The 11,903-nt window shown below is 72.3% G+C and carries 12 protein-coding genes; 6 read left to right on the forward strand and 6 right to left on the reverse strand.

The features are described 5' to 3' along the window. Window positions 1–114: 114 nt before the first annotated feature. The 3 genes from ACFYXV_RS25740 to ACFYXV_RS25750 form a co-directional block, all read right to left on the reverse strand. Window positions 115–1,236 carry an LLM class flavin-dependent oxidoreductase gene (locus tag ACFYXV_RS25740; protein WP_366100562.1) on the reverse strand — a complete coding sequence of 374 codons (1,122 nt, stop codon included), beginning with the start codon at window positions 1,234–1,236 and terminating at the stop codon, window positions 115–117. A 117-nt stretch (window positions 1,237–1,353) separates the two neighbouring features. Continuing rightward, a complete protein-coding gene (locus ACFYXV_RS25745; RefSeq protein ID WP_383501080.1) occupies window positions 1,354–2,151 on the reverse strand; it encodes an SDR family NAD(P)-dependent oxidoreductase in 798 nt (265 codons plus the stop codon). Window positions 2,152–2,262: 111 nt separating this feature from the next. Then, on the reverse strand, window positions 2,263–3,210 hold the full coding sequence (locus ACFYXV_RS25750; protein ID WP_389384138.1) for an LLM class F420-dependent oxidoreductase: 948 nt from the start codon (window positions 3,208–3,210) through the stop codon (window positions 2,263–2,265). 240 nt (window positions 3,211–3,450) lie between these two features. Here ACFYXV_RS25750 and ACFYXV_RS25755 point away from each other — a divergent pair, with 240 nt between their 5' ends. Continuing rightward, complete coding sequence (locus tag ACFYXV_RS25755) at window positions 3,451–3,729, forward strand: hypothetical protein (protein WP_389384139.1); 279 nt, start codon at window positions 3,451–3,453, stop codon at window positions 3,727–3,729. Next, entirely contained in the window at window positions 3,714–4,364 is a 651-nt protein-coding gene (locus ACFYXV_RS25760) for a hypothetical protein (RefSeq protein WP_389384140.1), read from the forward strand. The genes ACFYXV_RS25755 and ACFYXV_RS25760 overlap by 16 nt, the downstream gene beginning before the upstream one ends. A gap of 68 nt (window positions 4,365–4,432) precedes the next feature. Here the strand turns inward: ACFYXV_RS25760 and ACFYXV_RS25765 are convergent, their stop codons facing one another. Genes ACFYXV_RS25765 through ACFYXV_RS25775 form a run of 3 tightly spaced genes read right to left on the reverse strand, consistent with a single transcriptional unit; the run spans window position 4,433 to window position 7,462 of the window. Further along, on the reverse strand, window positions 4,433–5,425 hold the full coding sequence (locus ACFYXV_RS25765) for a L,D-transpeptidase family protein (RefSeq protein ID WP_389384141.1): 993 nt from the start codon (window positions 5,423–5,425) through the stop codon (window positions 4,433–4,435). 25 nt (window positions 5,426–5,450) lie between these two features. After that, window positions 5,451–6,740: a sensor histidine kinase gene (locus ACFYXV_RS25770; RefSeq protein WP_385474855.1), complete on the reverse strand. Its 1,290-nt coding sequence runs from the start codon at window positions 6,738–6,740 to the stop codon at window positions 5,451–5,453. Beyond that, a complete protein-coding gene (locus ACFYXV_RS25775; RefSeq protein ID WP_389384142.1) occupies window positions 6,737–7,462 on the reverse strand; it encodes a response regulator transcription factor in 726 nt (241 codons plus the stop codon). The genes ACFYXV_RS25770 and ACFYXV_RS25775 overlap by 4 nt, the downstream gene beginning before the upstream one ends. 102 nt (window positions 7,463–7,564) lie before the next feature. Between ACFYXV_RS25775 and ACFYXV_RS25780 the strand changes: the two genes are divergently transcribed. Genes ACFYXV_RS25780 through ACFYXV_RS25795 form a run of 4 tightly spaced genes read left to right on the forward strand, consistent with a single transcriptional unit; the run spans window position 7,565 to window position 11,110 of the window. Further along, window positions 7,565–8,074, forward strand: a complete 510-nt coding sequence (locus ACFYXV_RS25780; protein ID WP_389384143.1) for a hypothetical protein — start codon at window positions 7,565–7,567, stop codon at window positions 8,072–8,074. Beyond that, the gene (locus tag ACFYXV_RS25785) at window positions 8,071–9,180 is read left to right on the forward strand and encodes a peptidoglycan-binding protein (RefSeq protein WP_389384144.1); all 1,110 of its coding nucleotides are present in this window, start codon (window positions 8,071–8,073) and stop codon (window positions 9,178–9,180) included. The genes ACFYXV_RS25780 and ACFYXV_RS25785 overlap by 4 nt, the downstream gene beginning before the upstream one ends. Further along, window positions 9,177–9,911 (forward strand): ABC transporter ATP-binding protein, encoded by a 735-nt coding sequence (locus ACFYXV_RS25790; RefSeq protein ID WP_385474848.1) that lies wholly within the window; start codon window positions 9,177–9,179, stop codon window positions 9,909–9,911. Before ACFYXV_RS25785 ends, ACFYXV_RS25790 begins: the two co-directional genes overlap by 4 nt. Continuing rightward, window positions 9,908–11,110 carry an ABC transporter permease gene (locus tag ACFYXV_RS25795; RefSeq protein WP_383337863.1) on the forward strand — a complete coding sequence of 401 codons (1,203 nt, stop codon included), beginning with the start codon at window positions 9,908–9,910 and terminating at the stop codon, window positions 11,108–11,110. Before ACFYXV_RS25790 ends, ACFYXV_RS25795 begins: the two co-directional genes overlap by 4 nt. The last annotated feature ends 793 nt before the right edge of the window (window positions 11,111–11,903 follow it).

Genomic DNA, 11,903 nt, shown 5'->3' on the forward strand with positions numbered 1-11,903 from the left:
CGCGCGCCCCGGCCGGGGCCCCGCCGGGCCGGCCGCGGCCTCGGCATGACCTCCGGCCGGGGCCGGTGCGGGGCGGCGGTCCGGGAAGACGCCGCCCCCGTACTGTCCGCCCGGTCAGGCGGATTCGCGGAACCGCGTGGTGCGGTGGACCGGGTCGGTGTCGATCTTCGGGATCACGTGCTCGCCGATGAGCTTGACGGTGTTCATCGTGTCCTCGTACGAAACCCCGGTCGGCAGGCCGAACGACAGCTGGTCCGCCCCCGCCTGCTCCCAGCGCTTGCACTGCGCCAGCACCTCGGACGGGTCCCCGCAGATCAGCAGCTCCTCGGCGATCAGCAGCTCGATGATCTCCGCGTTGTACTCGGGGAGCGTCTCGGGCCACTGCGGGATGGCCTCGGGCCGCGGGAAGGTGTCGTGGTAGCGGAAGACCAGCGACTGAAAGCGGTTCATGTTCGCGTTGACGGCGATCTCCACCGCCTTGTCGTGCGTCTCGGCGCAGATGGCGGTGGAGGTGACCATCACGTTGTCGTTGACGAACGCGCCGATGGCCTTGGCCTCCTGGATGGCCGTCTTGTACTGCTCCAGCACCCACTCCATGTCGGAGACCTTCTGGACGCTGAAGCCGAGGACGCCGAGGCCCTTCTTCGCGGCCATGGCGTACGAGGAGGGGGAGCCGGCCGCGTACCACATGGCCGGGTGGGCCTTCCCGTACGGCTTGGGGAAGATCTTGCGCGGCGGCAGCGACCAGTGCTTGCCCTGGAACCCCTCGTATTCCTCCTGGAGGAACATCTTGGGGAACTCGGCGATGGTCTCTTCCCAGATCTCCTTGGTGTGGTTCATGTCCGTGATGCCGGGCAGGAAACCGAGGATCTCGTGGCTGCCCGCGCCGCGGCCGGTGCCGAACTCGAAGCGGCCCTTGGAGAGGTGGTCGAGCATCGCGACCTTCTCGGCCACCTTGACGGGGTGGTTGACCGGGGCGAGCGGGTTGAAGATGCCGGAGCCGAGGTGGATGCGCTCGGTGGCGTGGGCGAGGTAGGCGAGGAAGACCTCGTTCGCCGAGAGGTGCGAGTACTCCTCCAGGAAGTGGTGCTCGGAGGCCCAGGCGTACTTGAAGCCGGACTTGTCGGCCTGGATGACGTACTCGGTCTCCTCGATCAGCGCCTTGTGCTCTGCCTCGGGGTCGACCTTGGACCGCGCCTCAGGCACGTATCCCTGCACGAAGAGCCCGAATTCCAAGGGGGTTCACCGTCCTTTGATTTCTGACGTGTCGTCAGATTCGATGAATCGACTGTTCCACCGGGGGAGCGGGAGCGTCAATACCTGACGCCTCATCAGATATCGGTCGGGGGCGGTTCACATGATGCTGACGCCCGCCATCCAGCCGCCGTCGATGACGAACGGCTGGCCGGTGATGTACGAGGAGTCCTCGCTGCTCAGGAACAGCGCCAGCCTGGCGATCTCGTCCGCCCGGCCCACCCGGCCCATCGGCACGACCCGCCCGTAGAGCTCCGCCATGGCGTCCCGGGCCTCGTCGCTCATGTTGGCCGGGTCCAGCAGGCCGGGGTTGGCCATCGGGGTGTCCACCGCGCCCGGGCACATCGCGTTGACCCGGATGCCCTTGGCGGCCAGTTCCAGGGCGGCCACCCGGGTCAGGCCGACGATCGCGGCCTTGGTCGCCGCGTAGGCACCCACGTACGCCATGCCCGTCAGGCCCGTGTACGAGGAGGTGTTGACGATGGTGCCGCCGCCGGCCGCCTCGATCTCGGGGGCGAAGGCCTTGATGCCGAGGAAGGTGCCGACCTGATTCACCTGGATCAGCTGCTGGAACTCCTCCAGCGGGGTCGAGACCAGCTCGTTGAAGCGCAGGATGCCGGCGTTGTTGACCAGGCCGCTGACCGGCCCGAAGGCCTCCTTGGCGGTGGCGACGGCGGCGGCCCAGTCCTCCTCCCGGCTCACGTCGAGCCGTACGTACCGGGCGCGGTCCTCGCCCGCCTCCTCGGATATCTCCTTGGCGACGGCGGCGCCCTGCTCGTCCAGCACGTCACAGAGGAGCACTTTGGCCCCCTCGGCGGCGAAGAGCCTGGCCTCCTGCTCGCCCTGGCCGCGCGCCGCGCCCGTGATGACGACGACGCGCCCGTCCAGCTTGCCCATGCCCGTACTCCCAGTCGTCGAGTGTTCAGTGGTCGAGTGCTCGTGGTCGAGTGCTCGCGGTCGAGTGCTCGCGGTCGAGTGCTGGCGGTCGAGTGCCGACCGGCCGAGAGCTCAGTCATTGAGGAGCGGGCCCACTTCGGCCCCGAACGCGGTGATCTGGTCGGTCAGTTCGGCGCGGTCGCGACTGCGGAAGCGGACCTGGATCTGGTCCACGCCGAGGGCCTTGTACTCGCGCAGCGACTCGGCGAGCGCCTCCGCCTTGCCGGTGAGGGTGCGCCTGCCGGTGTCCCAGCCGGGCTCGCCGACGTACAGCGCCTCGGTGATCGCGCCGAACTCGATCGGGTCGCCGACCCCGGCCGCCGCGCGGAGCTCCTTGATCCGCGCGATCTGCGCGGGGAGCTTGTCGCGCGGGTCGCCCTGCGGGAGCCAGCCGTCGCCGCGCACGGCGGCCCGGCGGACGGCGGCGGGCGAGGAGCCGCCGACCCAGACGGGGACGCGGGTCTGGGCGGGCCGGGGCAGCTGGCCGAGGTCCTTGAAGGAGAACAGCTCGCCCTCGAACTCCGGGTACTCCTCGGGCCCGAGGGCGGCGCGCAGCGCGTCCAGGGTCTCGTCGAGGACGGCCCCGCGGCGGGCGAAGTCGACGCCGAGGACCTCGAACTCCTCCTGCACGTGGCCCGCGCCGACGCCGAGGATGAGCCGGCCGCCGGAGAGGTGGTCGACGGTGGCGTACTGCTTGGCGCTCAGGAGCGGGTGGCGCAGGCCGAGGATCGCGACGTGGCTGAGCAGCCGTACGCGCTCGGTGATCCCGGCGAGGAAGGAGAGGGTGGCCACCGGGTCGTACCAGATGGTGCTCATGGGGCCGGCGAGGCGGCGCGGGATGGCGACGTGGTCGCAGGTGGCGAGGTACCCGAAGCCGGCCCGGTCGGCGGCCCGCGCCACCTCGGCGAGGTCGGCGGCGCTCGCCGCCGCCTCCCAGGGCTCGGCGTAGATGGTGCTCTGCGACTGGATCGGGAGCTGCATCCCGTAGACCAGCCGGCCTTCCGCAAACACGCGCGCCATGCCGCCTCCGCTTCGTCGACCGCGTTCACCGGCGGCCCCGGCACGGGGACCCGCCGGCGCCGGGGGCCATCGTCTTAGCTGACGGTCCGTCAGGCAAGGGGTGGGCGGGATTCACCCGTCCGCGCGTGCCCGGTCCTACCCGTGGTGGGATCCCGTGCCAGGCGCCTCGTGGCGGTGCGGCGACACGGTCGGACCGGGCAGCACCCGGCCCGGGTGAGATCCCGCCTCATCGTCGTCCCCGTGACCGAGCCGCTCGCGGACCTCGCTGCCGGACTGCTGGAGGCGGCCGGTATCGACGGCCACGAGTGCGTGGTGGACGCACTGGTCGTCGCCACCGCCGCCCTCTCGTCCGGGCCCGCGAAAGTGATCTCCTCCGATGGCTCCCACGTACCGAAGCTCTGCGCCGCCGCGTCGGTCGGGCGCCCCACACCGGTCCAGTGGGTGCGCATCCGATCGCTGCGCGGGATCTTTGCCCGGTGGGGGCCATCCTCTAGGGTGCGCGCGTGGATCTGTTTCTGACGCTGGTCAGCGGAGTGGCGTGGACCGTCGTGTACGTCGAGGCGATCCGGGTCGGGGTGCGGGACCGGACGTACGCGATGCCGGTGGCCGCGCTCGCGCTGAACTTCGCGTGGGAGGCGACCTACGCCGTGGGCGAGTTCCGCGCCGGGGTGTCCCCCCAGGGCGTGGTCAACGTGGTGTGGGCCCTCGCCGACGTCGTCATCATCTGGACCTACCTGCGCTTCGGGCGCGCCGAGCTGCCGGGGTTCGTGACGCGGCCGCTGTTCGCGGCGTGGAGCGTACTCGTCTTCGGCAGCGGCTTCGCCGTGCAGTGGCTCTTCCTCGCGCACTTCGGGACGCACGACGCGACCCGGTACGCGGCGTTCCTGCAGAACCTGCTGATGTCCGGGCTGTTCATCGCCCTCTACGCCGACCGGCGCGGCCCGCGCGGTCAGTCCCTCGTCATCGCCGTCGCCAAATGGCTCGGGACGCTCGCCCCGACCCTGCTCTTCGGGGTGATCGAGGACTCGCCGTTCATCCTCGGGCTCGGCCTGCTGTGCAGCGCCTTCGACCTGACGTACATCGGGCTGCTGGTGCGGGAGCGGCGGGTGGCCGCCGCTCCCGTCCTGCTGCCGGTCGCCGACCGTGCGCTCTGACCGGGCGCGCTGATCGGGCGCGCTGATCGGACGCGCTGACCGCCCGCCCCGGCCCTCCGCCCCGGCCGTCAGAAGCCCGCCGGGCCCATCACGACGACCGGCTTCGCCGCCGGGTCCAGGGTGGTCAGCAGCTTCTCCATGGCTTCCTTCGAGATGCCGATGCAGCCCTGCGAGGGGCCGTTGTGGTCGACGTGGAGCCAGATGCCGCCGCCCTTGTCCTCGCCCTCCGGCTTGACCAGGTCCAGCGGGGAGAACCCCGTGCGGCGGTTGTAGTCGACCGCGATGACGTACTCGAAGGCGCCCGCGAGGGACTCGCCGTTCACGCCCCGGCCCGTGGGGACGAAGAGCCGGTTGTGGTCGTACGGGAGCTTCGTGCCCGGCGGCTTCTCCAGCAGACCGCCGGCGTCGCCCAGCGTGAACACGCCCACCGGGGTGGTCAGGTCCCCGTCCTCGCGTTCGCCGGAGTTCCAGCCGCTGGCGCCGTTGTGCGCGGGCCAGCTCTCGGTGGTCCGGGACCAGCCGGCGCCGGCCGCCGGGCGGCTGTAGAGGGTGGCCGTGGACTCCGAGGAGTCCCTCGCCTTGCCTTCGACGAGGAGGAGCTGGCGGGCGTCGGCCGGGATCCGCGCCCGGGTCTCCTCGCTGATCTCGGCCAGGCCGTCGGCGGGATCGGAGCCGGCGGGGGCACCGGAGGCGGCGGGGGCCGCGGGGGCGCCCGGGGCGCCCGGGGCGCCAGGTGCCCCGGGCGCACCCGGCGCACCCGGGGCGCCCCGCGCCCCGCGGGTGGTGTGCGAGGCTCCGCCGGCGGGGGCGGAGTCGGAGGTGGCGGCATCGGAGGCGGTGCCCGGGGACGGCGTACGGACGGCCGCGTCCCCCGGACGGTCTCCGGTCCGGGCCTGGGCTGTGGGGCCGGGGTCGTCCTCCTGGACCGTGCAGACCCAGCCGGCCCCGAAGGCCAGCAGGCCCACGGCGGCGGCGAGCGCGGCACGCCGGGGAGAACGGAGGCCGCGGAGCGTACGGAACGAGAGGGGATTGCGGGAGCCGGCGCGGGGGTGCTTGCTCATGTGACCGACGTTACACATGCGATCATCAGAATTGCTGAGGCGACGCCGTCCGTTGCGGCGCAGGTGTGACCGGAAAGCGCACTCGGACCGTCAGACCGCCGCCCGGTCCCCGATTGGCCCGCACCACCAGCTTCGCGCCGTGGGCCCGCGCGATCGAGGCGACGATCGACAGCCCCAGCCCGGCCCCCTCCCCCGCCGTGTGCTGCCGTTCGGCGCGCCGCCGGAACGGCTCCAGCAGCCGCGGCACGTCGGCGGGGTCGATCACCGGTCCGGTGTTGGACACCGTCAGCGCCCCGTCGGCGGAGGTCTTCACGCTGATCCGCCCGCCCGGCCGGTTGTGCCGTACGGCGTTGGCCAGCAGGTTCCGCACCAGGTGCCCCAGCAGGGCCCGGTCGCCGACCACGCTCAGCGGCTCAAGGCTCCGTACGAGGGTCGGGCCGGCCGCCGGGGCGCCGCTCCCGGCCGGGGCCGTATCCGCCGTCGGCTCCTGCTCGGTGAGCGCCGACTCGGTGAGCGCGGACTCCGCCAGCGCCGCGAGGTCCACCGGGGCCGTGGTCTCCAGGCCCTCCTCCGACACGGCGAGCAGCAGCAGCGATTCGACGAGGTGCTCACTGGACTCGGCGACGCCGATCAGCTTGGACCGGATCCGGGCCACCTTCTCCGGGGGCGGGTCCCCGGCCAGCCCGATCTCGGCGGCCGCCCGCTGCACGGCCAGCGGGGTGCGCAGCTCGTGGGCGGCGTTGGCGGCGAACCGGCGCTGCGCGCCGACCAGGCTCTCCATCCGGTCGAGCATCCCGTCGAAGGTGTCGGCCAGCCGCTTGAGTTCACCGGGCGGGGCCTTGAGCCCGATCCGCTCGTGCAGGTTCTCCCCCGAAAGGCGGCGGGCCGTCTCGGTGATGACGCCCACCGGTCGCAGTACGCGGCCCGCCATCCACCAGGCCAGCCAGATCGACGGTACGGCGAAGACGGCGAGGGCGATGAGCGAGACGATCAGCAGTTCGTGGAGGGTGGCGCTCTCGACGGCGGTGGAGAGGTTGCGGGTGGCGGCCCACGTGCGGAGCTGCTCCTGCGTGGGGACGGCGGCGCCGGGCGGGAGCCGCTGGGCGGGGACCGCCCTGAGCGGTTGGCCCTCGACGGCGGCGCGCTCGAAGGCGGTGCCGGGGACGGCGGTGGTGACGGCTCCGCTGATGCGGGTGTAGAGGCCGCCCCGCAGCAGGATGTTGATCAGGGCGATGAGGCCGCCGCCGGCGAGGACGAGCAGGGAGCCGTAGAGCGCGGTGAGACGGGCGCGCTCGGAATGGAGCACTGCTCTCATCGCGGATCGGTGATCGGTTCGCTGATCGGTGTGGTGATCGGTTCGCTGATCGGACCGGCGCCCGGGCCCGCGATCCGGTAGCCGGCCCCCGGCACCGTCTCGATCACCTGCGGCTCGCCCAGCTTCGCCCGCAGCTTGCTGAGCGTCACCCGTACGGCATTGGTGCTGTACGAGGTGTCCTCCTCCCACACCTGCTCGATCAGGTCGTCATTGCCGAGCACCGCCCCCTCCGCCCGCAGCAGCGCCTCCAGCACCGCGAACTCCTTGCGCGACAGCGCCAGCCGGTGCCCGTCGCGGCTCGCGCTGCGCCGGGCGGTGTCCACGGAGATCCCGCACCGCTCCAGCACCGGCGGCAGGGCCGGCCGGGTGCGCCGGCCCAGCGCCAGGACACGGGCGAGGAGCTCGTCGTAGGCGAAGGGCTTGGTGAGGTAGTCGTCGGCGCCGAGCCCGAGACCCTCGACCCGGTCCCGTACCGTCCCCGAGGCGGTCAGCATCAGGACGCGGGTCAGCAGGCGCTCGCGCACCACCTGGCGGCAGACCTCGTCCCCGTGCAGGCCGGGCAGATCGCGGTCGAGGACGAGGACGTCGTACTCGCCCAGGCGCAGGCGGCGCAGCGCCTCCAGGCCGTCGGCCGCCTCGTCGACGGCCAGCGCGTCGCGGCGCAGCCCGTCGGCGATCATCTCCCGGAGGAATTCCTCGTCCTCCACCACCAGAACTCGCATGGCGCCCTCTTTACCGGAATCCCGTATTTCCTCGTCATAAGCAAGATCGGAGAGAGAAGCGAAACCCGCAGCGGGTGCAGGGTCTGGCGCATGAATCGATCCATGACCATGACCACGGCCGCGGCGCTCACCGGCCTGACCCTCTTCGTCACCGCCTGCACGGGCGGTGCCGGCTCGGACGGCAAGGACGGCAAGGACGGGAAGAAGGACGGCACGTCGTCGAACGCGTCGGGCGGCGGCGGCAACGGGAAGGCGAGCGGCGCCGACGCCGACAAGGCGCTCAAGACGCGCAAGTGCCTGCGCGAGCACGGCATCGACGCGCCCGACCCGGAGCCGGGCCAGGACCCGCGCGGCATGACCCTGGGTTCGGGCAGCGAGGACCCGGAAGCCGTGAAGAAGGCCTTCGACGCGTGCGGGCTCCAGGCCCCGGGCAGCGGCCAGGTGTCCCAGGAGGACAAGGACAAGGCCCTGAAGTGGGCCAAGTGCATGCGGGACAACGGCGTGAACATCCCGGACCCGACCTTCAACGGGAGCGCGATGAGCGCGACCAAGATCCCCGACGGCCAGGAGCAGGCCTTCCAGGACGCCCAGAAGAAGTGCGAAGCCGCGTGAGGCGGCGCGGCAAGTGGCTGCTGGGCTCGCTGGCCGTCGTACTCGCCGTCTCGGGCGGCGGGTACGCGGTCACGGCGGCCCAGCCGCGGTCGGACTCCGACGGCTCGAAGGACCGGCGCGCGGACGGGCTGCCGCAGGCGACGGCCCCGGTCACCCGCGGGGACCTCAGCTCGGGCCTCACGGTCGAGGGCACGCTCGGCTACGCGCAGGAGCGCAAGCTGGCCGCGGGCGGTCCGGGCGTACTGACCTGGGCCGCGGGCGCGGGCACGGCCGTCGAGCGGGACGGGAAGCTGTACGAGGTCAACGGCAAGCCGGTGCGGCTCATGTACGGCAGCACGCCCGTGTACCGGCAGATGAAGACCGGGGACAAGGGCGAGGACGTCAAGCAGCTCAAGCGCAACCTCCAGGCCCTCGGGTACGGAACCGGACTCGACCCCGAGGACGGCACCTTCACGGCGGGTACGGCGACCGCGGTCAAGCGCTGGCAGAAGGCGCACAAGACGGCGGAGACCGGCGAGGTCGGCAAGGAGGACATCGCCTTCGCGACCGGGCCGCAGCGGGTGCAGAAGAACGACACGGCGGTCGGTGACGAGCCGGCGCCGGGCAAGCCGGTGATGACCCTGACCGGGACCGAGCGGATGGTCCGCTTCCAGCTGGACGTGGCCAAGGCGGGCGCGGCGAAGACGGGCGACAAGGTGACCGTGAACCTGCCGGGCGGCGCCACGGCCACCGGCAAGATCGACTCGGTGGGGAGCACGGCGAACCCGGACGACCCGAACGGCGGCGGCCCCGGCGGGGGCGGAGGAGGCGGGGGCGGGAAGCCGAAGGTCGAGGTGAACGTGTCCCTGGACAACGCCTCCGAGATCAACGGCCCGGACCAGTCCCCGGTCTCCGTCCGGCTCACGGGCGAGACCCGCAAGGGCGTCCTCTCCGTTCCGGTCAACGCACTCCTCGCGCTGTCCGGCGGAGGCTTCGGCGTGCAGGTCGTCGAGGGCGGCGCGGTCCGCGACGTGCCCGTGGAGCTCGGCATGTTCGGCCAGGGCCGCGTCGAGGTCAAGGGGGACGCCCTCAAGGAGGGCATGCAGGTCGGGATCCCCAAGCCATGACGAAGGCCACCGTGAGTACGGCAGAACACCGGCACGCGCGCGCCGTCGTGGAGCTGACGGGCGTCACCAAGGAGTACCCCGGCGGGGTCAAGGCACTGCGCGGGGTGGACCTGACCGTCCTGAACGGCGAACTCCTCGCCATCGTCGGCCCGTCCGGCTCCGGCAAGTCCACCCTGCTGCACATCGTCGGCACCCTCGACCGGCCGAGCGCCGGTGAAGTCGCCATCGCCGGGCACGACATCGCGAAGCTGTCCGACCGCGCCCTGTCGGCGCTGCGCTCGCGCCATGTCGGTTTCGTCTTCCAGTCCTTCCACCTCGTACCGGGCATCAGCGCGCGGGCGAACGTCGCCGAGGGACTGCTGTACTCGGGCCTCTCGCGGGCCGAGCGCGGACGCCGGGCGGCGCGGGCCCTGGAACGCGTGGGCCTCGGGGACCGGATGGAGCACCGGCCGCACGAGCTGTCCGGCGGACAGAAGCAGCGCGTGGCGATCGCCCGGGCGGTGGCCGGGGAACCGGACCTGCTGCTGGCCGACGAGCCGACGGGCGCGCTGGACTCGGCGTCGGGGCGGTCGGTGATGGAGCTGCTGCACGAGCTGAACGCGGACGGGGCCACCATCGCCGTGATCACCCACGACCACGAGATCGCGGCGAGCCTGCCGCGGCAGGTGCGGATCCGGGACGGGGAGATCGTGGCGGACGTGTGGAACACGGCAGGGGTGAACGCGTCATGAGGGCCTCGCGAAGGCTGACCCCGGCCCGGCTCGGGCCGCGCGACGTCCTGCACGTCGGTTCGGCGGGGCTGCGCTCGCGCCCCATGCGGGTGTTCCTGTCCGCGCTCGGGATCGCGATCGGCATCGCGACGATGATCGCGGTGGTCGGGGTGTCCTCGTCCAGCCAGGCCAAGCTGCTGCGGGAACTCGACAAGCTGGGCACGAACATGCTGGTGGCGACACCGGGCCAGTCGATGTTCTCGGGGCAGGACACGAAGCTGCCGAAGGAGGCCCCGGGCATGGTCTCCCGCATCGAGGGCGTCGAGTCGGTGGGTACGACGGGCGATGTCGCCCAGTCCGTACGGCGCTCCGAGAACATCCCCAAGGAGGAGACGGGCGGCATCGGGCTGAAGGCGACGAAGGACGACCTGCTGGAGGTGCTGCGCGCCAGGATGCAGAAGGGCACGTGGCTGAACGGGGCCACCGGGCGCTACCCGTCGGTGGTGCTCGGCAACGTCACGGCGGAGCGGCTGGGCATCACGGAGCCCGGGCAGCAAGTGTTCATCGGCGGCCGGTACTTCACGGTGATCGGCATCCTGGACCCGATCCCGCTGGCCCCGGAGATCGAGCGCGCGGCGCTGATCGGCTGGGAGGCGGCGGAGCAGCTGCTCGGCTTCGACGGCCACCCGACGGCGATCTACGAGCGCTCGGCGGACGACCGCGTCGCGGCGGTGCGCGAGCTGATCGCCCCGACGGCCAACCCGCAGTCGCCGAGCACGGTGTCGGTGTCGGACCCGTCGGCCGCTCTCCAGGCGAAGGCGGCCACGGAGGGCGCGTTCAGCACGCTGCTGCTGGGGCTGGGCGGGATCGCCCTGCTGGTGGGCGGGGTCGGGGTGGCGAACACCATGATCATCTCGGTCCTGGAGCGCCGCCACGAGATCGGACTGCGCCGTTCGCTGGGCGCGACCAAGGGCCAGGTCCGCATCCAGTTCGTGACGGAGTCCCTGCTCCTGTCGGGCCTCGGCGGCCTGGCCGGCATAGCCCTCGGCGCGGCGGCCACGGCGGCGTACGCCCACGCGGGCGACCTCCCCTGGGTGGTCCCCCTCTGGGCGGTGACCGGCGGCTTCGCCTCGACGCTGGCGATAGGCACCCTGGCGGGCCTCTACCCGGCGGTCCGCGCGGCACGCCTGTCACCGACGCTGGCACTGCAGGCGGGGTAGGGGCGGGGGCTTCGGGGGGCGGGGCCCGTCGTCTCGGGGTCGGGTGGGTTGGTGGGGGCTTCGGGGGCGGGACTCGTCGTCTCGGTGACGGGACGGCCGACCGGGGGCTTCGGGGGGCGGGATCCCCGTGTTCGGGGTCGGTGGTGTGTCCGGGGGCGTCCCGGCAGTCCACTGTCCTTCCGTGTCGGGTCGGTCCGTCAAGGGCGCTCACTTCGTTCGCGTCGCTGCGCGATGGCCTTCGGCCACCCTTGACTGACCGCCCCGCCCCGGAATGCCAAAAGACTGCCGGGAAGCCCCCGAAGGAATGGCCGGGAGGTTCAGCAAGAGGGACGGGCCCTCAGTGATGCCGACCGGGGCTCTCGGCCGGCCGTGTTCCCGTCCCGGGACCACCATCCCCTGCCAGGACGTCGGGACGCGTCAGATCGCTACGCGCTCCTCACGTCTCAGCGTCCGACGACCGCCTGTGGCCGGACATAGGCCGCCCAGACGTCATCCACGGACGGCTATTTCGGCGTCTGCGGCCTGTTCCGGGGCCATGGGCGGGTGTCGAGGGTGAAGAGCGGGTGTGGGGGAGCCTGATGCCGGACTTTTCAACCTCTCGGTCAGGCAAGGGCTCTTGTGGGTCCCGATCGGCGGCCAAATGGGGACAAACGGGCCGCTCTCGCGGGCCGGAGGGGTGTGGGGTTGGTCGTGGGCGGCTTATGTCCAGCCACAGGCGGTCGTTGGACGCTATGCCGTGAGGAGCGCGTAGCGATCTGGGGCGCCCCCGGGTCCGGCTGGGGATGGTGGTGCC

Origin of the sequence: Streptomyces sp. NPDC002181, from assembly GCF_042890485.1 — a bacterium.
GTDB lineage: Bacteria > Actinomycetota > Actinomycetes > Streptomycetales > Streptomycetaceae > Streptomyces.

Excerpts from the sequence above, each read along its gene's own strand:
- ACFYXV_RS25795 (WP_383337863.1), top strand. The coding sequence starts at position 9,908 with ATGAGGGCCTCGCGAAGGCTGACCCCGGCCCGGCTCGGGCCGCGCGAC.
- ACFYXV_RS25775 (WP_389384142.1), bottom strand. The coding sequence starts at position 7,462 with ATGCGAGTTCTGGTGGTGGAGGACGAGGAATTCCTCCGGGAGATGATC.
- ACFYXV_RS25765 (WP_389384141.1), bottom strand. The coding sequence starts at position 5,425 with ATGAGCAAGCACCCCCGCGCCGGCTCCCGCAATCCCCTCTCGTTCCGT.
- ACFYXV_RS25790 (WP_385474848.1), top strand. The coding sequence starts at position 9,177 with ATGACGAAGGCCACCGTGAGTACGGCAGAACACCGGCACGCGCGCGCC.
- ACFYXV_RS25745 (WP_383501080.1), bottom strand. The coding sequence starts at position 2,151 with ATGGGCAAGCTGGACGGGCGCGTCGTCGTCATCACGGGCGCGGCGCGC.
- ACFYXV_RS25750 (WP_389384138.1), bottom strand. The coding sequence starts at position 3,210 with ATGGCGCGCGTGTTTGCGGAAGGCCGGCTGGTCTACGGGATGCAGCTC.
- ACFYXV_RS25780 (WP_389384143.1), top strand. The coding sequence starts at position 7,565 with ATGACCATGACCACGGCCGCGGCGCTCACCGGCCTGACCCTCTTCGTC.
- ACFYXV_RS25770 (WP_385474855.1), bottom strand. The coding sequence starts at position 6,740 with ATGAGAGCAGTGCTCCATTCCGAGCGCGCCCGTCTCACCGCGCTCTAC.